The organism is Hymenobacter wooponensis, assembly GCF_004745865.1.
In the GTDB taxonomy this organism is placed as follows: Bacteria; Bacteroidota; Bacteroidia; order Cytophagales; family Hymenobacteraceae; genus Hymenobacter; species Hymenobacter wooponensis.
This window is the reverse complement of the sequence record NZ_SRKZ01000002.1, coordinates 789,439-810,241: the sequence shown is the minus strand read 5'-3', so window position 1 is coordinate 810,241 and position 20,803 is coordinate 789,439. Positions and strand designations below refer to the sequence as shown.

Below are 20,803 nucleotides of genomic sequence, written 5' to 3'. Positions count from 1 at the left end.
CTACTCATTGGGGTTGCAAGTTAGGTCACAGGTCGCTTACTTCCTTGCCTCGGCCGGAATAAGTGTGTACAGCGCTTGCAGGAAGCGGTCAACTTCGGCCTTGGTGATGTTGAGTGGGGGCAGCAGGCGCAACACCGTGGGGTCGGAGGCGTTACCGACGAAGATGTGGAAGTCCGAGAGTAGCTTGTCGCGCACGTCCTTGATGGGGAAGTCGTACTTGATACCCACCATCAGGCCACGGCCGCGGATTTCCTCGGCGCCGGCATTGGCTTCCAGCTCCGAGCGGAGGTAGTGGCCTAGCTCAGCAGCATGGTTCAGCAAGTCTTCCTGCTCAATTACTTCCAGCACGGCCAGAGCGGCGGCGCAGGCCAGGTGGTTGCCCCCAAACGTGGTGCCTAGCAAACCATAAGATGCTTTCAGCTCCGGGGCAATCAGGATGCCGCCGATGGGAAAGCCGTTGCCCATACCTTTCGCTACCGAAATAACATCCGGACGGATGCCGGCGTGCTGGTGCGCGAAGAACTTGCCGCTGCGGCCGTAGCCGCTCTGCACCTCGTCGGCAATCAATAGGGCGCCGTACTGCTTGCACAGCGCAGCTAGGCCAGTCAGGAATTCATCGGAAGGCATGATGATGCCACCCACACCCTGAATGGGCTCAATGATGGCCGCACACACGTCGCCGCCTTGCAGCACCTGCTCCACCGCCGCCAGGTCGTATTCCACGAAGGAAATAGCGTGGTCGGAGTTGAAGGGAGCTACAATTTTTGGGTTATCGGTAGCCGCTACCGCCCCGGAAGTCCGGCCATGAAAGGCACCTTTGAAGGCAAGAACACGCTTCTTGCCGGTGTGGAAAGACGCCAGCTTCAGGGCATTCTCGTTGGCCTCAGCGCCAGAGTTACACAGAAACAGTGAGTAGTCCTCGTAGCCCGACACTTGGCCTAGCTTCTGAGCCAGCTGCGCCTGAATGGGAATCTGCACCGAGTTGGAGTAGAAGCCGATATTCTGCAACTGCTCCGTGAGGCGCTGCACGTAGTGCGGGTGGCTGTGGCCGATGGAAATAACGGCGTGCCCGCCGTAGAAATCCAGGTACTCCTGGCCTTTATCGTCCCAAAGTTTCGCTCCCAGCGCCTTTACCGGCGTAATGTTAACGAGCGGGTATACATTGAAAAGCTCCATTTTCCTTGCAAGTCGTTAACCCCACCTCCAGCCCCTCCCCTCCGGGAGAGGGGTGCGTTCTGGTAGTTGGGCTACTGTAATATGATGGAAGAAAAGTCGTCTGGCACCCCTCTCCCGGAGGGGAGGGGCTGGGGGTGGGGTTAAAACAGCCCTGCTTTCAAGCCTAGGCCAGTCGTTTCGGGCAAGCCAAACAACAGGTTCATGTTTTGCACGGCTTGGCCGGAAGCGCCCTTCACCAGATTGTCGATAACCGAGGTGATGAGCAGTTGCTTGCCGAATTTTTGCACGTGCAGAAGGCACTTATTCGTATTAACAACCTGCTTCAGGTGAATTTCCTTGTCTGACACCGTGGTGAACGGAGCATCGGCGTAGAACTTCTGATACAGCTCTCGAGCTTCCTCTTGGGTCAGGTCCGATGGCGTGTAGACGCTGGCGAAAATGCCTCGGGAGAAGTTGCCACGGTACGGGATGAAGTGCATGGCGCTTTCTAGCTGCGGCTGCAACTGCGCCAGGCTCTCCCCAATTTCGCCGAGGTGCTGGTGCGTGAAGGGCTTGTAGATGGACACGTTGTTGGTGCGCCACGAGAAGTGCACCGTCTCCGACAAGCTCTGCCCTGCGCCCGTACTGCCCGTAATAGCCGACACGTGCACATCGTCCGTTAGCTTACCGGCCTGGGCCAGCGGCAGCAGGGCCAGCTGTATAGCTGTAGCGAAGCAGCCAGGGTTGGCAATGCTCTGAGCCTGCTGGATTTGGCTCCGGTTCAGCTCCGGTAATCCATACACAAACTCCCGGCCTTCAAACTCGGCGTCTGCTTCCAGGCGGAAATCGTTGCTCAGGTCGATGATGTGCGTCGTTTCAGGTAGCTCGTGCTTCGTGAGCCAGGCCTTGGAGTTGCCGTGGCCTAGGCACAGGAAAACTACATCTTCATCACCCGCCAGCTCCGAGGCAAACACCAGATCCGTCTCGCCTACTAGGTCATCGTGGACCTGGTAGATGGGGTTGCCGGCGTTGGAAGAGCTGACGATGGCACCCAGTTCGGCGTACTCATGGTGCAGCAGAATGCGGACAAGCTCACCGGCCGTGTAGCCGGCGCCGCCTACGATGCCAACCTTAATTTTCATCGTTGAACGAACTGTGAATCCGCAGCTGGTTGCTGAAGATCTTGATAAAGCCCTTGGCGTCGCGGCCGTCCCAGGCGTCGTTTTCCTCGCCGTAGGTAGCCACTTTAGAGCGCATCATGTCGTACTTCGACTCAATGCCTTGCAGCTCAAACTGGTAAGGCTTCAGCGTCACGAACACCTTGCCCGACACCCGCTCCTGCGACGATGTGAGGAAGGCCTCCATGTCGCGCATCACCGGGTCGAGGTACTGGGCTTCGTGCAGCAGGGTGCCGTACCAGTTGGCGATGTAGTCCTTGTGTAGCAGCTGCCAGCGGCTGGAGGTGTGCTTTTCTAGCAAGTGGTGCGCTTTCAACAGAATCAGCGGAGCCGGAGCCTCGAAGCCTACGCGGCCTTTAATGCCCAGAATGGTGTCGCCCACGTGGGTGTCGCGGCCAATGGCGTAGCGTCCACCCAGGTCGTTGAGCTGCTGGATGAGTTCCACCGGATTCATTGACTTGCCATTCAGCGCTACGGGCTCCCCCTTGGCAAAGGTGATTTCGACAGTGGATGGCTCGTTGGCGGTGAGCTGGGTGGGATACGCCGTTTCGGGCAACGCTTGGTGCGAGGTCAGGGTTTCTACGCCACCCACGCTGGTGCCCCAAATACCCTTGTTGATGGAGTATTTGGCTTTTTCCCAGCTCATCTCGAAGCCGTGCTGGTTCAGGAAGTCAATCTCCGCCTGACGCGACAATTTCAGGTCGCGAATGGGCGTGATGATTTCCGTGTTGGGCGCGATAACCGAGAAGGCCACGTCGAAGCGCACCTGGTCGTTGCCAGCGCCGGTGCTGCCGTGGGCAATGTAGTCGGCCTTGTGCTCCCGGGCATACTCCGCCAGGGCCAGCGACTGGAACATGCGCTCCGCGCTGACACTCAGCGGGTAGGTTTCGTTTTTGAGGATGTTGCCAAAAATGAGGTAGCGCAGGCAGTCCTGGTAGAATCGCTGGGTCACGTCAATCACCTCGTGCTTCGAGGAGCCCAGTTCGTAGGCTCGCTTCTCGATGGCTGCTAGCTCTTCCTCAGAAAAGCCGCCGGAGTTGACGATGACGGTGTGAACTTCCAGACCCAGCTCGCGGGTCAGATATACAACGCAGTAGGACGTATCCAAGCCGCCGCTGTAGGCTAAAACTACCTTTTTCATTATTGGCCTTGGGGTGTAAGAATCTCAATCGTCTCCTGGACGCGCTGGCTGAATTGGTCGTCGAGCTTGTCGTAGACCATGCCGGTGCACAGGCACATTTTGCGCTGATTTTCCATCAGGATGCCGTAGTTTTTGCAGCTAGAGCAGCCTTTCCAGAAATCGTCGCTCTGGGTTAGTTCAGGGAAGGTAACCGGGCGGTAGCCCAGCTCATTGTTGATCTTCATCACGGCCGCGCTGGTCGTGATACCGAAGATCTTGGCCTCCGGATACTTCGTGCGGGAAAGCTCAAACACCCGATGCTTAATAGCACGGCCCAAGCCTTCTTTCCGCAGTTCCGTATTCACAATCAAGCCCGAGTTAACCACGAACTTATTGTCTTCGAAGGTTTCGATGTAGCAGAAGCCAGCTAACTGCTCATCAATGAAGGCAATGATCGAATCGCCCCGCTCCATCTTCTTTTTCAGATAGTTGGGGTCGCGCTTGGCAATGCCGACGCCACGCGATTTGGCAGATTCCTCATACCACTGACAAAGGGTGTCCACGTACTGCGCATCGGCAGCATTGGCGACTCGTAAAAGCATGGTCGAAGCTCGGTTGGTTACCGCTGTATACGGCAACAGACTCGGAAAGACGATAAGGGATGAGCTAGAAACGCAGCGGTGGGATGTGGCTACGCCGCAACCAGAACAGTATCTGGTACCAGAAAAGGAGCTCGGAATAGTAGAGGGAGCCGGTTCAGCATGCCGCTACAGCGGCGAGGGTGGTGAAGTAGGCTAAGGGAGGCGCACTAAGGCTTACACTCGTGTCAATTCGTTATTCGTAGAAACTTTCTTCAGCAGGGCGCTTAGGTTGAAGGCCCTTGCGTCGTCGGGGGGTAGTGTGCTAACTGGCCGACGAGATATTGCATGCCAGCGCTTAAGCTGGCATTGTTCGCACGACCAGATTGGGTCGTCGCAGAAGCGCAATAGAAGAGAGACGAATCATGAAGACTGCCGTAAGGCGAGAGTGGTGTTTCTGCGGTTTAAATGAATTGGACCGCTAAATCGTTGCAAAACTAGATGTTTTTTTTCGGAAACTTTGCCGGCCCAACTTTAAATAATAGTTACCACTATATATGGGCTCCCGTTAGCCGTAAGCTCAACGGCAAGCATGTGTTGGCATTCTGTGGCCGTGCGCGCCATTTTTCCCTCTTCCACTCTTATGCGTGAAGGCCTGAAAATATTTAAGATTGGCGGTGGCATCATTGATGATGACGCCCAGCTCCAACAGTTTCTGACTGAGCTAGCCCGTATTTCGGGGCCTAAAATTCTGGTGCATGGCGGGGGCAAAGGCGCCAGTCAAATGCTGCAAAGCTTGGGCATTGAGCCCCAGATGGTGCAGGGCCGCCGCATCACCGATGCCGCCACCCTTGACATTGTGACTATGTTTTACGCCGGCAAAACCAACAAGCAAGTGGTAGCGCTGCTGCAAGCAGCCGGCGTGAATGCCCTAGGCCTGTCGGGGGCCGATGGCAACGCTATTCGGGCCGTGAAGCGCCCGGTGAAGGACATTGACTACGGCTTCGTGGGCGACTTGCCCGAGGGTAGCATTAACACTGCGCTGCTAGGTCAACTGTTGCAGGCCGGCATCACGCCCGTGTTCTGTGCCATCACTCACAATGGCCTAGGCCAGTTGCTCAATACCAACGCCGATACCATTGCCAGCACCCTGGCCCGCGCCCTGGCTGCAGAGTATGAGGTGGAGCTACACTTTTGCTTTGAGAAAGATGGCGTGCTCTCGGACATCAACGACGAGCAGTCGGTAATTCCGCAGATTGTACCAGCTCAGTATCAGCAGCTGAAAGCCCAGGGTGTCATTGCCGCTGGCATGGTGCCCAAGCTGGATAACGCCTTCGCTGCTTTGGAGGCAGGGGTAGAGCGTGTGGTTATTGAAAACGCCCTCAAGATCAACGAACCCGTGAAAACTGTGCTATGCCGGAGCTAATCGAGCGGTTGACCGAGGATGCCATTGAGCTGCTGCAGGAGCTGATTCAAACACCTTCTCTTTCTAGAGAGGAGGACCAGACAGCGGAGTTGATCTTCCGGTTTCTGACCTTCCACGGCGCCCACCCCCGGCGGGATAAAAACAACGTCTGGGCCGTATCGAAACACTTTGATGCCGCCAAGCCCACCATCCTGCTCAACTCTCATCACGACACCGTGAAGGCTGGCACCACTTGGACCTACGATCCGCTGGGTGCGGTAGTGGAAGGCGACAAGCTGATAGGCCTAGGCAGCAACGATGCCGGGGCTTCGGCAGTGAGCCTGCTGGCTACGTTTCTGTATTTCCACGAGCGCACCGACCTGGCCTACAACCTCATCTGCGCCATTACGGCCGAGGAAGAAGTGTCGGGGGTGAATGGTATCCGGAGCGTGTTGCCCTTACTAGGCCACATCGATCTGGGCATTGTGGGAGAACCCACCCAAATGGACCTCGCTGTGGCTGAGAAGGGTCTCGTGGTACTCGACTGCGTGGCCCACGGCCGGACAGGACACGCCGCCCGCGAAGAAGGCGAAAACGCCCTCTACAAAGCCGTAGCTGACATCCGGTGGTTCGAGCAATTCCGCTTTCCGGAGGTTTCGCCGCTGCTGGGCCCGGTCAAGATGACCGTAACCCAAATTCAGGCGGGCACCCAGCACAACGTAGTACCTGACCGCTGCACCTTCGTGGTGGATGTGCGCACCAACGAGTGCTACTCCAACCCGGAGGTAGTGGAGCTAGTGCGCCAGCACGTCACGGCGGAGGTTACCCCGCGTTCTACTCACCTTAATTCCTCTCGCATTGATGTAGGCCACCCCCTGGTGCAGCGGGGGATAGGCCTAGGCCGCCGCACGTTTGGCTCCGTAACCCTCTCTGATCAGTCGATGATGCCTTTCACCACGGTGAAAATCGGCCCCGGCGACTCCGCCCGGTCCCACACACCTGACGAGTACATCTTGCTCAGCGAAATTCGAGCGGGAGTGCGGGGGTACATTGAGCTGCTGGACGGGCTGGAGCTGTGAGTTGGAGCCATACAGACTGTCATGCTGAGCGGAGTCGAAGCATCTCTACCTCTGGCTAACTACTGGCTAGGCCTCTGCAACAGAGCGGTAGAGATGCTTCGACAAGCTCAGCATGACGAACGGCGTCTAGGCCTGTTCCAGCGTGGCAATGTCAATCTTCTGCATTTGCATCATGGCCGCCACCTTGCGCTGGGCCAGGGCGGGGTCGGCGCTACGCAACAGCTGGCTCATATTCTGCGGAATTATCTGCCAGGATACACCAAATGGATCTTTCAGCCACCCGCACCGGCCTGGTTCACCGCCATTGGCCGTGAGTTTTTCCCATAGCGCATCAATTTCAGCCTGATCGACGCAGCTTACCGCCAACGAAATGCCCGTGCTGAAGGTGAAGTGCGGCCCACCATTCAGAGCAATGTACTTTTGCTCTGCTAACTCAAACTCCACCGTCATCACGCTGCCATCCGGCAGGTTTGTCACGCGAGTAATTTTTGAATCCTTGAAAATGCTGGTGTAAAGCGTTGCTGCTGCCTCGGCCTTATCGTTGAACGTCAGGAATGTGGTGATTTTCTGCATAACTGGTGGAAGTTGACGGTTGCGCTGAGGTAAAGGTAGTGCCCGCTTTACCCGGCAATGAGGCCGAAAGCGACAAAAAACGGGCGGTTTACGACTCGGCAGTTTCACGCCGGTACAAGCCCACCTGAACCGATAAAACGTAGCACTCATCTCCCGGTCTGGTGCCGGAACCATACGTAGTTAACACATGAAAATCTGGGACAAGGGCATTGCCGTCGATAAGAAGATTGAACAGTTCACCGTGGGCCGCGACCGGGAGCTGGATATGTACCTCGCGCAGTTCGACGTGCAGGCTTCCAAAGCCCAGGCCAATATGCTGGCGAAAGCCGGGCTACTCTCAGAGGACGAAAACCAGCAGCTCCAGCAGGGCCTCACAGAACTGGCCACGCAGATAGAGGATGGCACCTTCACCATTGAGGCGGAGTTTGAGGATGTGCACTCCAAGATTGAGTACTACCTCACCGAGAAGTTCGGCGACGCGGGTAAGAAAATTCACACCGCCCGCTCCCGCAACGATCAGGTGCTCACGGCTATTCAACTGTTTCTGAAAGACTACACCGAGCGTGCTGCGGCTAAAACCCTGGAGTTGGTGCAGGTGCTGCTGCAGAAAGCCGAGGCGCACAAGGAAGACCTGATGCCCGGCTACACACACTTTCAAGCGGCCATGCCCAGCTCCTTCGGGCTATGGTTTTCCGCCTACGCAGAGCACCTGCTGCTGGACCTGGCCCTGTTTGAAGCTGCCCACACCGTAGCCGACCAGAACCCGCTCGGCTCAGGGGCTGGCTTCGGCAGCAGCTTCCCTATTGACCGCCTGATGACCACTAGGGAAATGGGGTTCAGCAACCTGGCTGTGAGCAGTGTGGGTGCCCAAATGCTGCGCGGCAAAACCGAGAAGACGGTAGCTTTTGCCTTGGCCGGCATGGCTGCCACCCTCGCCAAAATGGCCTACGACCTGGTGATGTACAATGGGCAGGACATGGCCTTTGTGGAGCTGCCTAAGGAGTTTACCACCGGCTCCAGCATCATGCCCCACAAGAAAAACCCCGATGTATTTGAGCTGATCCGGGCCCGCTGTAATGCTTTGCAGGCCCTGCCCAACACGCTCATGCTGGCCACCAGCAACCTGCCCAGCGGCTACCACCGCGACTTCCAGATTCTAAAGGAACTGCTCTTCGAGCCCATGACGCAGTTCCTCGACATCCTCGACATCGTGCTCTTCGCCCTGCCCCAGCTGCGCATCAAGCCCAATCTGCTGAACCAGGAGAAGTACGACGCCGTGTTCACCGTTGAAAACATCAACCAGCTCATTCAAAGCGGTACCCCATTCCGCACCGCTTACAAGCAGGTAGGCCTAGCCGTGGAAGACGGCAGCTACCTGCCCCATAAGGAGTTTCACACCACCCACCTAGGCAGCGTGCATAATCTAGGACTGGAAGTGATTCAGGCGAAGGTGGCACGCCTGCGGGAGAAGAGTGGCCTAGTGAAAGGCGAGAAGAAGTAAGCAGCCAAAAAGCACGTCATCCTGAGCAGAGTGAAGGATCTTACCACGGCAGCACAAGGCGCTAGGCCAGTCGTTCTTGCGTGATAAGGTCCTTCGCTCTGCTCAGGATGACGTACTTTATAGTTGGCAAAAGCTGAGCGCTACTTCTTCAGTGGTCCGGCTATTCTCATCGTCAGCCGAACGTCTGCCGGTTTGCCGTTTTGGTGGCCGGGGTTGAAGGGTTTGATATCGCTAAAAGCAGTAGCTAAAGCCGGATCAATGGATGCTTCCGATTCTGCAGGCTGCGTGCCCAAGGCAGGGCGGCGGGCCTTGCCGGTTTGGTCGATGATGAAGGTGACGTAGGCCCCGCTGCCTTTGGCTGAGCCACGTACGTGGCTGCTGATGAATGTCTGAAGGCCTTCTTTCCCCCCATCTGAGTAAACAGGCATTTGCTCAACATAGGTGTAAAGACTGCGCCCTTCAAACTGCGGCTTCATTTGCTGACTGGGTAAAACCGCGTTCGGCATGGGAGCTGGCGCAGGAGCGGTCTGGGCGGTAGCTGTTAAGCTTACAAGGAATAGACCTAAGCTTGCGGAGAATGACCAGGATGATAGACTTGGCATAATTAGTTGATATGTAGTGAGGGATACTGGGTAGATTGATTCGCTACCGATTGCGGCCGTATTGTTCGTGGGAGCTTACCCAGTCGGAGCTGCTGATGGCCGAACCGAGGCTGAGCTCCCCGGCCAGCACCACGCCGGCCACAATCTCGGCGAACTTGTTCACGGTGCCCCGTCCCACGCAGCCTAGCATGCGCAGGCACTCGTTTTGGGTGGCTAGGCCAGTGCCGCCGCCGTGGGTAGCCACGATGAGCGAGGGAATGGTGATGCTCAGGTACAAGTCGCCTTCCTTCGTGACTTCGGAGTACAGCACCCCGGCCGAGGATTCCGACACGTTGGCTACATCCTGGCCGGTGGCTATGAACATGGCCGTGATGCCGTTGGCGGAGTGGGCACCGTTGTTGTTGGCCCCGGAGAGGAAGGCACCCACGTTGCTCACTTGGCCGTGGTAGGCCAGTTGTTCGGGCGTTACGCGCATGCGTTGCTGCAGGATGTCGCGCTTGATGACGGCCTCGGCTACTACACGCTTGCCGCGAGTGCGCATCACGTTGATTTGAGAGGCCTTTTTGTCGGTGGCGAAGTTCGATTCGAGGTAGAAGTGGCGGATGGGTGCGCCCTTGTAGTGCTCCAGAATCCAGGAGCAGGCGGCGAAGGTGGCGCGGCCCACCATGTTCTGGCCCGCCGCGTCGCCGGTGCTGAAGTTGAAACGCAGGTAGGCAAATTTATTGGCCAGGTAGGTATCAATGTACTGGAGCTTGGCCACGCGGGAGGTGCTTTCGGCCTCGGGCCGAATGCGCTCAATTTCCTCTTCTACCCACCTGCCAAAGTCGCGGGCCCCGCGGGCATCATCAAACACGAAAACCGGGGCCCGCTGCATGGCGTCGCCGATGACGGTACACTTCACGCCGCCGCAGAGGTTGAGCACCTGAATGCCGCGGTTGTAGCTGGCTACCAGCGTGCCTTCGGTGGTAGCCATGGGGATGAGGAAGTCGCCTTGGGCGTGCTCGCCATTCACGTGCAAGGGGCCAGCTAGGCCTATCGGAATCTGCGCTACGCCCGTGAAATGCTCACAATTGCCCTGCAGATCGTGGGCATCGAAGGAGTAATGCTTCAGGTGCTGAAACTCTTGGCCTGAGAATTCCTCGGCAAAGCGCTGGCGGGCCTGAATAGCTTCCTCCGAGTAGTCGTCCTGCTCGGAGCGCGGAATGCGGGTGCAGTTTTCGGGCCGTAGCGCAATGGCGTCTTCTACTTCCACCGTCAGCTCGCCAAACGGGTCGGCCGCAAACTGCACCTGCACGGTGTGCATACCTTCCTGTAGCTGCTCCGTAGCCAAGTGAAATGTGGCCGACTGGCCTACGGGCAGGTTCACGCCGCTGCCGTCGGCGTTGAGGGCCACGGCGGGCCGCACGTTGCCTTCGCCCATGTCTAGCGCAATCTGCTCCGCCGGGATATGCACCCCATCAATCCGCACGTGGTCGATGCGCGTGACGCGGACCGTGTCAAGTCGATTTTTGATGCTGAAAGCAACTCCTTCGGGCGTGTTGTGCAGGCTGCCGCGCGTATAGAGCAGCTTAAGCAGCATGGGGCTAGGCGTGAAGAGCATAGGGCGGGAGAGTTAGGTTGGAAGTGCGGGAAAGTAGGGAGGTTTACGGATAGATGGCTCGCTCGAGGGGACTTTACTTGATAGAAAAGGGTACAGATAGACTATAAGGGGTTGCAACTGGCCGACCATTATAAGTGGCAGGTTGAAACTTTTGGTCGAGGAGTTTCACTACTCGCATTACCTCATCATCCCACGGTTGGCAAAGACTTTTGTAAACGCTTGGGTTACGGATATCACCGTTGACATCTACGATAAAGCGTATGGCGGTCCATCCTTCAATTTGGTAACGCAGCATAGCAGGAGGAAACCGAAAATTTTGGCTCAAAAAGCGTCTTAACCCAGCCTCTCCGCCCTTAAATTGAGGAGGAGTATCAATCAACGAAGGGCTGGAAAATGAATTTGGAAGAGAGAATATTGTCTGTAAAGAAGCAGATCGGCTCCGCAATAAAGTTGTATCTGCCAACGCACTAGCCGCCGGAGCTACCTGAGCTAGGGCCTGATTGTAGGAGTACAGTAGAATGACTCCCAGCAGAATGAGCATCTTAATCATTTTACTTGTGCTTACGATATGGTGCCGATGCTTGTATTCCCTAAAAGGCAATTGGGATAGTATAGCCAACAGATACCGGGCGGTTGTTTTGCTCGCCGGGGGTGAACTTGCCATCAAACAGTTTCACAACTCGCACAGCTTCTGCGTCTAGCGCCGGGTGCAGGCCCTTAACTATCTGTACGTCTCGTACCGCTCCGGTTTCGGTGATTTGAAACTTCACGAATACTCTACCACTAACGTCAACTGGAGCATCGTCAGGCCAATGCACATTGGCAGCCATGAACTTCATCATAGCTTCTTGGCCTCCCTTATAAACTGGCATTTGCTCCACATAGCCATAGGGTTGTTGCTGCGGAGACGCTGCCTGCTGCCCAGCCTTCCGCACCTGTGCCAGCGCCTCCTGCCCCGATAGGCCTAGGCCACACACCAACAGCAGCGCCACCAGAAACCGCCGCAACTTTTGGCGCAGCAGTGGCCTAGGAGCCAGCTGCTCGGGCCGGAACCGCCCGCAGACCCGGCCATCGGGAGAGTTTTGAAAGGCGGCGGCTAAATCGACCTGGGTGGAGGCGGTGAAGTCGAGTACTACCCGGTCGCACTGGGTGCAATGGTGCCCTAGCGCCACAGGCGTCATCTGCTGCCAGTCTTCGGGGCAGGCATTCAGGCGTACATTCAGGATAGGTAACGGGAGCATAACAGTAGCAGATAGATACCGGAAAATAGGGCTTTTATCTGCTAACGTCAGCTCCTAGCTTAAGTCATGCAAAGGGCTCATACTTACTCAAAAAACTCCTGGCCGTTAGCATCGATGTAGCCGGGCTGGCCGTTGGCAGTTATTACGCGGGCAATGTCACCCAGGAACGGGTCGGCCTGGCGGTAGCGGAGTTCTGTGAGGGTGTTGCCTTCCTCATCGAGGTAGCCCCAGAGGCCTTCGCGCTGCACGGCGGGGAATACCCTGTTGCCTTCCATGCGAATAGCATCGTAGGTCACTGGCTGAATTAGTTTGCCCTTACTGTTGATGACACCCCACTTGGCACCTTGGCGCACGAACAGCAGGCCGTTGTAGTTCTCTTGAATCTCATCGTACTCGGCGGGTACGCTAGTGGTGCCAACGGTGAAGCGAAAGCCTACTTTCCCGTTTTTGCGCACTAGGTCGCCGTGCTCCAGGGGTTCTATTTCGGGTTCGGGTGGCGCGGGCTCGGTTAGGCGGTGGCCGCTAAGGTCAATGTCAAAGGTTTCGCCGTTGAGCTCTACGGTGGCGCGGCCGCGCCGAAATGTGCTGGCCCGGCTGTACTGAACGGGTGTAACGGGGTTGCCGCCGCCATCAATGTACCCGTAGAGCGAGCCTTGGCGCACCCAGGCAATTTCGCCGGTAAAAGGGCCGGCCTCATCATAGCGCACGGGTAGCACTAGGCGTCGCGTATGATCAGCGTAGCCCCAACGCGCCCCTTGCCGGAACGGAACCAAGCGCGAAGGAGCAGTTTGTGCCGCGGCGTGCTCATGAGGTACAGCCAGCATTCCCAGTAAGAATAAGAGCGTGGCACGGTTCATCAGGCAGGGCAACGGGAAGATACTGGGTATGACGGCGAAGATACAGGTCCGGTGCAAACCTTCTGCCTACTTATTGGTTGGTTCACCCATTCTTCACTAGCTGGTAATGATTTTGGTTGTTGAGCTTTATCCGCTTTCAACGGAAATGCTGGATTTTGCCTCTAGGCCACCATTGGTGTTGTATCTTTGCCCTTTCTCAACAGGCGTTTGTTTGGCCGCCTTTGCTATATGTCCTCTCCACTACCGAATTATCCTCGCTTCACGCTCGGCGACAGCTTAACGCCGGAGCAACTGGATTTTTTTCGCGAATACGGCTTTTTACACTTCCGCGCATTTATCTCCCCTGAAACAGTTCAGAGCCTGTTGCGGGCCTCTGAAGACGTGCAGCAACGCTGGCTGGCAGAGGGGGTACAGAAGGTAAATGGCGTACCCATTAAGTACGGCAAAGACGTGGATGGCTCGCCCATTGTGCAGCGCTTCGCCTTCTCCTCGCACCACAGCCCTGTTTTGCACCAGTTTCTGCAGGACCCGCGCTTCCGGGCATTGTTTCCGCTGTTGGAAGCTCCGCATGGCCGCGTAGGCGAAAACGAGAAGGATGGCCTCGTCATCAATCACTACGTGAATGTGACCGGCAGCGAGTTCTCACAGATGGGCTGGCATACCGACTCCCTGCGTGACGTGTTCTACGGCAAGAAAATCGGGCCCATGCTCAACGTGGGCGTGCACCTAGATGGTACGCCGGCCACCAATGGTGGCCTACGCGTGATTCCGGGCACCCACCGCCAGGGCCTGCGCGACATCCTCTTCCGCAAGAAGTACTACAAAGACGTAGGCCCCGACTCCAACGAAGTAGCCGTAGAAACGGAGTCTGGTGACCTTACCGTGCACGATGGCCGCATGTGGCACCGCGTGGCGCAGTCGCCGCTGGTAGGAGAGGCCTCCCGCCGCCGCGTGATGTACGTGCCCATTATCTCGGGTAAGTATGAGCCCAAGCACGAAAACAGCCCTACGCCCTTCTATCTCCGGTTTTTACATCTGGTTAAATAGTGATTGAGTGATTAAGTGAATGAGTGAAGTGGCCTAGACTGCGCATGTGGGGCCGACCATGCCGATAAAACCTTCAACTCACCCAATCACCGTTCCACTCAATTACTGATTCACTATTTCATCAATGCCTTACGCCCTTATAACTGGTGCTTCCCGCGGAATTGGCCGCGCCTTGGCGATGGAGTTGGCCCACTGTGGCTACCATTTGCTGCTGGCTGCCCGGTCTGCCGATCAGTTGGAGCAGCTAGCTGCCGAGCTGCAGCAGCGCCACGGCATAGAGGCCCGCGTGTATGCAGCTGACCTGGCCACACCCGGTGCCGCCGCCGAGCTAGCGGCTTGGGCCTTAGCGCAAACTACGGAGCTGGCCGTGCTGGTGAACAACGCCGGCTACGGCTTGTGGGGGCGGTTTGAGGAGTTGCCTCTCGATCAGCAGCAGAACATGCTGCAGCTCAACATGCTGCTCCCTACCGAGCTGACCCACGCCCTGCTACCCCAGCTACGGAAGCAGCCTAAGGCCTACATTCTGAATGTAGCCAGCACCGCGGCTTACCAAGCAGTGCCCACGCTCACGCTCTACGCGGCTAGCAAGTCCTTCTTGCTGAGCTTCTCGCGGGGGCTGCGCTACGAGCTGCGCGAAACCAGCGTATCGGTAACCTGCCTCAGCCCCGGCTCCACCACTACCGATTTTGCCGACCGGGCCGGGATGAACGCCCAACTGCAGGAAACAGCCAACAAAGTTTCCATGACGCCCCAGCAAGTGGCACAGGCGGCGGTAGCAGCCCTGTTGAGCGGAGAGGCAGAAATCATTCCCGGCACGCTCAACAAGGTATCCGCCAAGCTCACCAGCTTCGTACCCAAATCCTTGACCGAGCGAATTGCGGCGGGCATTTACGAGAAGCACCTGAAGTAGACATACCAACCCCCTAAATGCCACGGGCCACTGCAGCGTGCAGTGGCCCGTGGCATTTAGGGGCGCTAGGCCAGTGCTAGCGAGGCTTTACTACGAAGCCCGCCACCTTGTAGGCCAGTAGGGTAAGCGGCAGGGCGGCCAGCACATCGTAGGTGTAGTGGGCATGCTGTACTAGCACCAAGCTCGCAATCAGGAAAGTGACCACGGCCAGCACCTGTCGGCGCCAACCCGGCGGCACGGCCAGCGCAAGCAGCAGCAGAGTGGCCGTGTGGCCGGAGAAGAACAGATCTTTGGTGATGGGAGTGGGAGCGGCGTAAAAGAAGCGCTCCACCAGGGGGTCGCGCAGCACGATGAGGCCAGTAGGTGGCTCCAGCGGCAGCAAGAATAGGGTCAGGCACCGGAAGAGATGCAGCAGCAAGTAGGCCCACAGTGCCCGCAACAACCGCAATGGCCGCGAAGCCAATGTAACCACGCCCAAGCCAATGCCAAGGTAGATAACCGCAAAAGCTGGTCCTGATACATCGTGGGCGGGCAGCCAGGCGAGAAGCGGGTCGGGGAGGAGCCGGCCGGGGCGAGCCTGCACCCAGGCAAAGAAGCGGGGCAGCAGGGCCGCCAGCGCCAGTAACAGGCCTAGCACCGTGAGCAGCCGCCCCCGAAACGCAGGCTGTGCCCAGGCTTCTCGCCACGAAATAGAAGGTGAGTTCATCAGAAAAAGCCGCGCCCCACTACCCCGAAACCACTGCCAGGTTGGGCGCGGCTGCAAGTTGGCACAGCCACCGCCAAATTAGGCAGTACTGGCCTAGCTGTTTTTTTGCCCGAAGCTTTCCGTTGAAGCTGGTTTGCGGCGTACTTTTCGGCTACCTGTACTCCGCACTGCCTAGCACTACTGCCTGCTGATGAAGTTCTTTTACCCCGCTACTCTTGCTGCTGCCCTGCTGGCTGCCGCTCCTGCACTGGCCCAGAATACTGCCCTAAATGCCCGCATTGCCCAATTGGCCGCGCAGGAAGAAAGTAAAGTCATTGCGTGGCGGCGCGATTTTCACCAGCACCCTGAGCTCGGCAACGAGGAAAAACGAACGGCGGGTATTGTGGCGGCGCACCTGAAAAAGCTAGGCCTGGAAGTCCAGACCGGCGTGGGGCGCACGGGCGTGGTGGGCATCCTGCGCGGTGGCAAGCCCGGCCCCGTGGTAGCCCTGCGCGCTGACATGGACGCCCTGCCTGTGACGGAAACTTCGGGGGTAGCCTTCGCCTCCACCGTCAAAACCACGTACCTCGGCCAACCGGTAGGAGTAATGCACGCTTGCGGCCACGATGCGCATACCGCCATGCTCATGGGCGCGGCTGAGGTGCTGAGCCAAGTGAAAAAAGACCTTCCTGGCACCGTCAAATTTATCTTCCAGCCCGCCGAGGAGGGCTCCTTGCCCGGGGTGGAAGGGGGCGCTAAGTTGATGATTAAGGAGGGCGTGCTCGAAAACCCGAAGGTGCAAGCCGTATTCGGCCTCCACATCAATGCCCAAACCGAGGTAGGCCAGCTGGCCTACCGACCTGGCGGCGAAATGGCCAGCTCCGACCGTTTTACCATCAAAGTGCTGGGTAAAGGTGCCCACGGAGCCCGACCCTGGAGCAGCGTGGACCCCGTAGTAACCGCTGCCCAAATTATCGTAGGCCTGCAAACCATCGTCAGCCGTCAAGTAAACCTCACCGATGACGCAGCCGTGGTAACGGTAGGCACCCTCAAAGCCGGCGTACGTTACAACGTCATCCCGGCCGATGTGGAGCTGAGTGGTACCATCCGTGCTTTCAACCCGGCTACGCAGGAGCAGATTTGGGCGGCCATCCGCCGCACGGCTACCAACATTGCCGAAAGTGCCGGCGCTACCGCCGAGGTAAATATTGAGTCGTACGTGCCCGTTACCTTCAACCATTTGGCCCTGACGGCGCGCATGGTGCCTACCCTGCAAGCCGTGGCTGGCGGCGCCGCTAACGTGAAAGAAGTGAAACCCAACACTTGGGCCGAGGACTTCTCCTTGTACCAGGAAAAAGTGCCGGGCCTGTTTGTGTTTGTGGGTGGCATGCCCAAGGGCCAAGACCCCGCCACCGCCGCCGACCACCACACGGCCGGCTTCAAGCTGGATGAGAGTGGCTTTACGCTGGGCGTGAAAACGCTGGCTACGCTAGCTACCGACTATCTGGAAATGAACAAATAATGCGCTAGGCCAGTCTGCACTTGCCGCGCTTCACCACGGGGCTCTGCCCCGTCTTGTCTTCTACTTAGTGCCTCCTTTGCTTATGCGAGTACCTCATTACGCCCTGCTAGCCCTCCTATTAGGAAGCAGTATCTCCCATGCCTCCGCCCAAAACAAGGCCCTCGACGACCGGATTGCCAAGCTTTCTGCTCAACAGGAAGCCCAGGTAGTGGCCTGGCGCCGCGACATTCACGAGCACCCGGAGCTGGGTAACGAGGAAAAACGAACGGCTGCCCTAGTAGAAGCTCAGCTCAAAAAGCTAGGCCTGGAGGTACAAACGGGTGTAGCGCGCACCGGCGTAGTGGCCGTACTACGCGGCGGCAAGCCCGGCCCCGTGTTAGCCCTGCGCGCCGACATGGACGCCCTGCCTGTGACGGAAAGCGTGAACATCCCTTTCGCTTCTAAAGCGCGCACCATGTACAACGGGCAGGAAGTGGGCGTGATGCACGCCTGCGGCCATGATACGCACGTGGCCATGCTGCTAGGCGCGGCTGAGGTGCTCACGCAGGTGAAAAAGGACCTGCCAGGTACCGTAAAGTTCATCTTCCAGCCTGCCGAGGAAGGGTCTTTACCCGGCGTAGAAGGCGGCGCCAAACTCATGGTGAAAGAAGGCGCCCTCGAAAACCCCAAGGTTGATGCCATCTTCGGCGTCCACATCAATGCCCAAACGGAAGTAGGAATCCTCAAATACCGCCCCGGCGGCGAAATGGCTTCTTCCGATGTATTCAGCATCAAGGTAAAAGGCAAATCAGCGCACGGCGCCTACCCGTGGTTGGCCGTGGACCCCGTAGTAACGGCCGCTCAGATTATCATGGGTCTGCAAACCATTGTGAGTCGGCAGACGGAGCTGACCCAGGATGCCGCCGTGCTAACGGTGGGCATGGTGCATGGCGGGGTGCGTAACAACATCATTCCGGAGCAGGTGGAGCTGACCGGCACCATCCGGACCCTGGACAAGGACATGCAGCAGAAGATTTGGGCGGCTATCCGCCGTACGGCCACCAACATTGCCGAAAGTGCCGGCGCTACCGCCGAGGTAGAAATTACCAACTACGCCCCCGTTACCTTCAACGACCTGCGCCTGACGGAGCAAATGGCACCCAGCCTGCGCCGCACGGCCGGCCCCGACAAAGTAGTAGTGCAGAAGGCCGTGACCGGTGCCGAGGACTTCGCGTTCTTCCAGGAGAAAGTGCCGGGCCTGTTTGTATTTGTGGGTGGTATGCCCAAGGGCAAGAACCCTGCTGAAACTGCCCCGCACCACACCGCCGGTTTCTTCATTGATGAAAGCGGCCTGACGCTGGGCGTGAAAACGCTGGCCACCCTTGCCGCCGACTATTTAACCGCGGGCAAAAAGTAACTGGCTCAGCTTCTGTGCTATCAGCGAGCTGAAGCAACCGCTGAGGAGGCATTACGTCTGATAGCGCATTGTTGGGCTATCGGCCCACCCTTTCCGCTCCACCACCCACCTCGATTGTGCCATTCTGCATCAGCGCAATCCTCAACATTCGTCTAAATCAGTGATGAACATTGCCCTTGTTACCTGTGAGAGCCTCGCCCAATATGCTGCCCCCAATGTGGAGGACGAGGATAGCTTGCTTACCCGTTACCTGCGCGAGCAGGGCCACACCGTAGAGCCCCGCGTCTGGACTAACCCGTCCGTTGAGTGGCAGCGCTACGATGTAGTAGTGGTGAAGTCGCCCTGGGACTACTTTGATCGGGTAGAGGAGTTCTACCAGTGGCTTGACCGGATGGAGGCGCTGGGCGTGCGCATGCTCAACCCAGTAGCCACGGTGCGTTGGAACGCCAACAAGAAGTACCTGCTGGAGATGCAGCAAGCGGGCGTGAGCATTGTGCCTACGCACTGGCTAAACCGGGGCAGCGAGGTCAACATCGACGAGCTGTTCGACATCCTTGGTAGCGACGAGCTGGTGGTGAAGCCGGCCGTGAGCGGTGGCGCTAAAAATACCTTTACCCTCACGAAGCAAGAGTCCGCTATCCGGCAGCCGCAACTAGCTAGTCTGCTTCAGCACGAAGATTTCCTGGTGCAGCCCTTCCAGCCCGAAATTCAGCAGGAAGGCGAATGGTCGTTGATCTATCTGGGCCGCGAGTACAGCCATTGCGTGTTGAAAACGCCCAAGTCCGGCGACTTCCGGGTGCAGCACTACCTGGGCGGCGGCATTGAGCCCCGCGAGGCCCCCGCGCACCTGCGCCGGGCCGCCGACGCCATCGTGGCCCGCTACGCCGCCGACTGCCTCTACGCCCGCGTAGATGGTGTGGATTCTAACGGCGAGCTGCTACTGATGGAGCTGGAACTCATCGAGCCCTTCCTCTACCTAGCATCTGCCGAAGGCTCCCTTGCCCGCTACGAGGCTGGCTTGGCAGTGAAGTTGTAAAGCGGTGAATTGTGTAGTGGCCTAGTGTCACTGCAAAAGACCTTTCGTACTGGCGCTAGGCCACTCCCACTGAAACCTGGCTTATTCAAAAGCCCTTACGTCCACACAGGACGTAAGGGCTTTTCTTATTTCAACGCTTTTCTCTTCGGTTAGGAGGGACTAGCTGCGCTGTCCTGCGGGTGCGATGTTCATCCTCGCGCTGACAGTGCTGCTAGGCCACCTCCTAACTTCACAAACTCACAGGTGCACCACCTAGAAGCCATTCACGGAGAAGCCTCCGTCTACGCTGATGGTTTGGCCCGTGATGTACGCGGCGGCGGGCAGGCAGAGAAATGCCACGGCCGAGGCTACCTCTTCGGGCTCGCCTACCCGGCCTAGTGGGGTGCGGTCTACTACCTGCTTCAGGTACGTCTCGTTCTGAAGCACGGTACTGGCCAGTGGGGTTTTGATGTACCAAGGGGCCACGCAGTTTACTCGAATGCCCGCCGAGGCCCACTCCGCCGCTAGGTTACGTGTGAGCTGCACCAGGGCAGCCTTCGTCATGCCATAAATGGAGCCCGTCCGGACGTGCACTAGGCCTGCCACCGACGAAATATTCACAATGCTGCTCTGGCCAGCTGCTTGCAGCAATGGATAAGCCGCCCGGCTCAATTCCCACGCCGAGTCGAGGTTAGTAGCTAGCAGATGGCGGTACTCCTCTGAGGTATATTCTGTAGTGGGTTTGCGGATGTTGGTGCCCACATTATTAACCAAGATGTGTAGCTGAGGCCACCGGCCTGCTGCCTCGGCCAAGAGTGCCTGCCGTTCAGTGGGTTGGCTGAGGTCGGCGGCAAAAGCATGCGCGTCAAAGCCTTGCTGCTGCCATTCTGCAACCTGGGCTTCGAGCGTATCGGCTTGGCGGGCAACGGCCAACACGGTAGCACCAAGCGCCAGCAATTCGGCGGCTATGGCTGCGCCAATACCCTTAGAGGCTCCAGTAACCAAAGCTACCTGCCCCTGTAATGACCAGCGGGATGAAAAGTTAGAAGGGGTGGCGCGTTCCATGAAATCAGCTTCTTAGAAATGTATAAAATTATGTTGGTCTCTTATCAGCCGGTATACGGTCTTCCTTGGGAGAGTGGCAAAGTAAATAGCTACACATCAGAAGGGTTGCATTTTACAATAGTTGATAGAACAGAGGAATATCATTAATGAATCGGCAAAAAATGAGTGTTTATACATGTAAAATTTGCAGAAAAAGAAGGTGAATATTAAAAAATGATTAATTTGGTGGCCTCCTATTACAGTTCTGCCCCGTGCAGACCGAAATAAGAGCTCA

The 20,803-nt window shown here is 57.5% G+C and carries 20 protein-coding genes; 8 read left to right on the top strand and 12 right to left on the bottom strand.

Going from position 1 to position 20,803, the window contains the following annotated elements; genetic code table 11:
• Positions 1-36 precede the first annotated feature (36 nt).
• From EU557_RS09725 to EU557_RS09710, 4 genes are all read right to left on the bottom strand, one after another.
• Entirely contained in the window at positions 37-1,176 is a 1,140-nt protein-coding gene (locus EU557_RS09725) for an aspartate aminotransferase family protein (RefSeq protein ID WP_135530181.1), read from the bottom strand.
• 140 nt (positions 1,177-1,316) lie between these two features.
• Positions 1,317-2,297, bottom strand: a complete 981-nt coding sequence (gene argC, locus EU557_RS09720) for an N-acetyl-gamma-glutamyl-phosphate reductase (RefSeq protein ID WP_135530180.1) — start codon at positions 2,295-2,297, stop codon at positions 1,317-1,319.
• Positions 2,287-3,477 (bottom strand): argininosuccinate synthase, encoded by a 1,191-nt coding sequence (gene argG, locus EU557_RS09715; RefSeq protein ID WP_210116022.1) that lies wholly within the window; start codon positions 3,475-3,477, stop codon positions 2,287-2,289. Before argG ends, argC begins: the two co-directional genes overlap by 11 nt.
• On the bottom strand, positions 3,474-4,055 hold the full coding sequence (locus EU557_RS09710) for a GNAT family N-acetyltransferase (RefSeq protein ID WP_135530178.1): 582 nt from the start codon (positions 4,053-4,055) through the stop codon (positions 3,474-3,476). The genes argG and EU557_RS09710 overlap by 4 nt, the downstream gene beginning before the upstream one ends.
• Before the next feature lie 619 nt (positions 4,056-4,674).
• Between EU557_RS09710 and argB the strand changes: the two genes are divergently transcribed.
• On the top strand, positions 4,675-5,457 hold the full coding sequence (argB, locus tag EU557_RS09705) for an acetylglutamate kinase (protein WP_135530177.1): 783 nt from the start codon (positions 4,675-4,677) through the stop codon (positions 5,455-5,457).
• Entirely contained in the window at positions 5,445-6,515 is a 1,071-nt protein-coding gene (locus tag EU557_RS09700; protein ID WP_135530176.1) for a M20 family metallo-hydrolase, read from the top strand. Before argB ends, EU557_RS09700 begins: the two co-directional genes overlap by 13 nt.
• A gap of 126 nt (positions 6,516-6,641) precedes the next feature.
• Here EU557_RS09700 and EU557_RS09695 read toward each other — a convergent pair whose 3' ends face one another.
• Positions 6,642-7,088 (bottom strand): VOC family protein, encoded by a 447-nt coding sequence (locus EU557_RS09695; protein ID WP_135530175.1) that lies wholly within the window; start codon positions 7,086-7,088, stop codon positions 6,642-6,644.
• Between the two features lie 187 nt (positions 7,089-7,275).
• On the opposite strand from EU557_RS09695, the gene argH reads away from it, so the two are divergent.
• Entirely contained in the window at positions 7,276-8,589 is a 1,314-nt protein-coding gene (argH, locus tag EU557_RS09690) for an argininosuccinate lyase (RefSeq protein WP_135530174.1), read from the top strand.
• A 140-nt stretch (positions 8,590-8,729) separates the two neighbouring features.
• Here argH and EU557_RS09685 read toward each other — a convergent pair whose 3' ends face one another.
• From EU557_RS09685 to EU557_RS09665, 5 genes are all read right to left on the bottom strand, one after another.
• Positions 8,730-9,095: a hypothetical protein gene (locus EU557_RS09685; protein WP_135530173.1), complete on the bottom strand. Its 366-nt coding sequence runs from the start codon at positions 9,093-9,095 to the stop codon at positions 8,730-8,732.
• A 139-nt stretch (positions 9,096-9,234) separates the two neighbouring features.
• Entirely contained in the window at positions 9,235-10,791 is a 1,557-nt protein-coding gene (locus EU557_RS09680; protein WP_135530172.1) for a hydroxymethylglutaryl-CoA reductase, read from the bottom strand.
• 73 nt (positions 10,792-10,864) lie between these two features.
• Positions 10,865-11,341 (bottom strand): energy transducer TonB, encoded by a 477-nt coding sequence (locus EU557_RS09675; protein ID WP_167855148.1) that lies wholly within the window; start codon positions 11,339-11,341, stop codon positions 10,865-10,867.
• A 40-nt stretch (positions 11,342-11,381) separates the two neighbouring features.
• On the bottom strand, positions 11,382-12,032 hold the full coding sequence (locus EU557_RS09670; protein WP_135530170.1) for an energy transducer TonB: 651 nt from the start codon (positions 12,030-12,032) through the stop codon (positions 11,382-11,384).
• A gap of 83 nt (positions 12,033-12,115) precedes the next feature.
• On the bottom strand, positions 12,116-12,889 hold the full coding sequence (locus tag EU557_RS09665; protein ID WP_135530169.1) for a WG repeat-containing protein: 774 nt from the start codon (positions 12,887-12,889) through the stop codon (positions 12,116-12,118).
• Positions 12,890-13,117: 228 nt separating this feature from the next.
• Between EU557_RS09665 and EU557_RS09660 the strand changes: the two genes are divergently transcribed.
• Positions 13,118-13,936, top strand: coding sequence for a phytanoyl-CoA dioxygenase family protein (locus EU557_RS09660; protein ID WP_135530168.1), 819 nt, complete (start codon positions 13,118-13,120; stop codon positions 13,934-13,936).
• 124 nt (positions 13,937-14,060) lie between these two features.
• Positions 14,061-14,846 carry an SDR family NAD(P)-dependent oxidoreductase gene (locus EU557_RS09655; protein WP_135530167.1) on the top strand — a complete coding sequence of 262 codons (786 nt, stop codon included), beginning with the start codon at positions 14,061-14,063 and terminating at the stop codon, positions 14,844-14,846.
• Between the two features lie 76 nt (positions 14,847-14,922).
• On the opposite strand, the gene EU557_RS09650 is transcribed toward EU557_RS09655, so the two are convergent.
• Complete coding sequence (locus tag EU557_RS09650) at positions 14,923-15,552, bottom strand: phosphatase PAP2-related protein (protein WP_135530166.1); 630 nt, start codon at positions 15,550-15,552, stop codon at positions 14,923-14,925.
• A gap of 190 nt (positions 15,553-15,742) precedes the next feature.
• Here EU557_RS09650 and EU557_RS09645 point away from each other — a divergent pair, with 190 nt between their 5' ends.
• The 3 genes from EU557_RS09645 to EU557_RS09635 all read left to right on the top strand — a co-directional run bounded on the left by EU557_RS09645 (position 15,743) and on the right by EU557_RS09635 (position 19,485).
• Positions 15,743-17,053 (top strand): amidohydrolase, encoded by a 1,311-nt coding sequence (locus EU557_RS09645; RefSeq protein ID WP_135530165.1) that lies wholly within the window; start codon positions 15,743-15,745, stop codon positions 17,051-17,053.
• An 82-nt stretch (positions 17,054-17,135) separates the two neighbouring features.
• The gene (locus tag EU557_RS09640) at positions 17,136-18,449 is read left to right on the top strand and encodes an amidohydrolase (RefSeq protein WP_135530164.1); all 1,314 of its coding nucleotides are present in this window, start codon (positions 17,136-17,138) and stop codon (positions 18,447-18,449) included.
• A 163-nt stretch (positions 18,450-18,612) separates the two neighbouring features.
• Complete coding sequence (locus EU557_RS09635; RefSeq protein WP_135530163.1) at positions 18,613-19,485, top strand: ATP-grasp domain-containing protein; 873 nt, start codon at positions 18,613-18,615, stop codon at positions 19,483-19,485.
• A 252-nt stretch (positions 19,486-19,737) separates the two neighbouring features.
• Here EU557_RS09635 and EU557_RS09630 read toward each other — a convergent pair whose 3' ends face one another.
• On the bottom strand, positions 19,738-20,529 hold the full coding sequence (locus EU557_RS09630) for an SDR family oxidoreductase (protein WP_135530162.1): 792 nt from the start codon (positions 20,527-20,529) through the stop codon (positions 19,738-19,740).
• Between the last annotated feature and the right edge of the window lie 274 nt (positions 20,530-20,803).

Bases quoted from the DNA above. Each gene is read 5' to 3' on its own strand.
- argC (WP_135530180.1), bottom strand. From the start codon at position 2,297: ATGAAAATTAAGGTTGGCATCGTAGGCGGCGCCGGCTACACGGCCGGT.
- EU557_RS09685 (WP_135530173.1), bottom strand. From the start codon at position 9,095: ATGCCGAACGCGGTTTTACCCAGTCAGCAAATGAAGCCGCAGTTTGAA.
- EU557_RS09655 (WP_135530167.1), top strand. From the start codon at position 14,061: ATGCCTTACGCCCTTATAACTGGTGCTTCCCGCGGAATTGGCCGCGCC.
- EU557_RS09640 (WP_135530164.1), top strand. From the start codon at position 17,136: ATGCGAGTACCTCATTACGCCCTGCTAGCCCTCCTATTAGGAAGCAGT.
- argH (WP_135530174.1), top strand. From the start codon at position 7,276: ATGAAAATCTGGGACAAGGGCATTGCCGTCGATAAGAAGATTGAACAG.
- EU557_RS09670 (WP_135530170.1), bottom strand. From the start codon at position 12,032: ATGCTCCCGTTACCTATCCTGAATGTACGCCTGAATGCCTGCCCCGAA.
- EU557_RS09635 (WP_135530163.1), top strand. From the start codon at position 18,613: ATGAACATTGCCCTTGTTACCTGTGAGAGCCTCGCCCAATATGCTGCC.
- EU557_RS09665 (WP_135530169.1), bottom strand. From the start codon at position 12,889: ATGAACCGTGCCACGCTCTTATTCTTACTGGGAATGCTGGCTGTACCT.
- EU557_RS09700 (WP_135530176.1), top strand. From the start codon at position 5,445: ATGCCGGAGCTAATCGAGCGGTTGACCGAGGATGCCATTGAGCTGCTG.
- argB (WP_135530177.1), top strand. From the start codon at position 4,675: ATGCGTGAAGGCCTGAAAATATTTAAGATTGGCGGTGGCATCATTGAT.
- EU557_RS09710 (WP_135530178.1), bottom strand. From the start codon at position 4,055: ATGCTTTTACGAGTCGCCAATGCTGCCGATGCGCAGTACGTGGACACC.
- EU557_RS09650 (WP_135530166.1), bottom strand. From the start codon at position 15,552: ATGAACTCACCTTCTATTTCGTGGCGAGAAGCCTGGGCACAGCCTGCG.
- EU557_RS09645 (WP_135530165.1), top strand. From the start codon at position 15,743: ATGAAGTTCTTTTACCCCGCTACTCTTGCTGCTGCCCTGCTGGCTGCC.
- EU557_RS09660 (WP_135530168.1), top strand. From the start codon at position 13,118: ATGTCCTCTCCACTACCGAATTATCCTCGCTTCACGCTCGGCGACAGC.
- EU557_RS09630 (WP_135530162.1), bottom strand. From the start codon at position 20,529: ATGGAACGCGCCACCCCTTCTAACTTTTCATCCCGCTGGTCATTACAG.
- EU557_RS09725 (WP_135530181.1), bottom strand. From the start codon at position 1,176: ATGGAGCTTTTCAATGTATACCCGCTCGTTAACATTACGCCGGTAAAG.
- EU557_RS09680 (WP_135530172.1), bottom strand. From the start codon at position 10,791: ATGCTCTTCACGCCTAGCCCCATGCTGCTTAAGCTGCTCTATACGCGC.
- EU557_RS09695 (WP_135530175.1), bottom strand. From the start codon at position 7,088: ATGCAGAAAATCACCACATTCCTGACGTTCAACGATAAGGCCGAGGCA.
- EU557_RS09675 (WP_167855148.1), bottom strand. From the start codon at position 11,341: ATGATTAAGATGCTCATTCTGCTGGGAGTCATTCTACTGTACTCCTAC.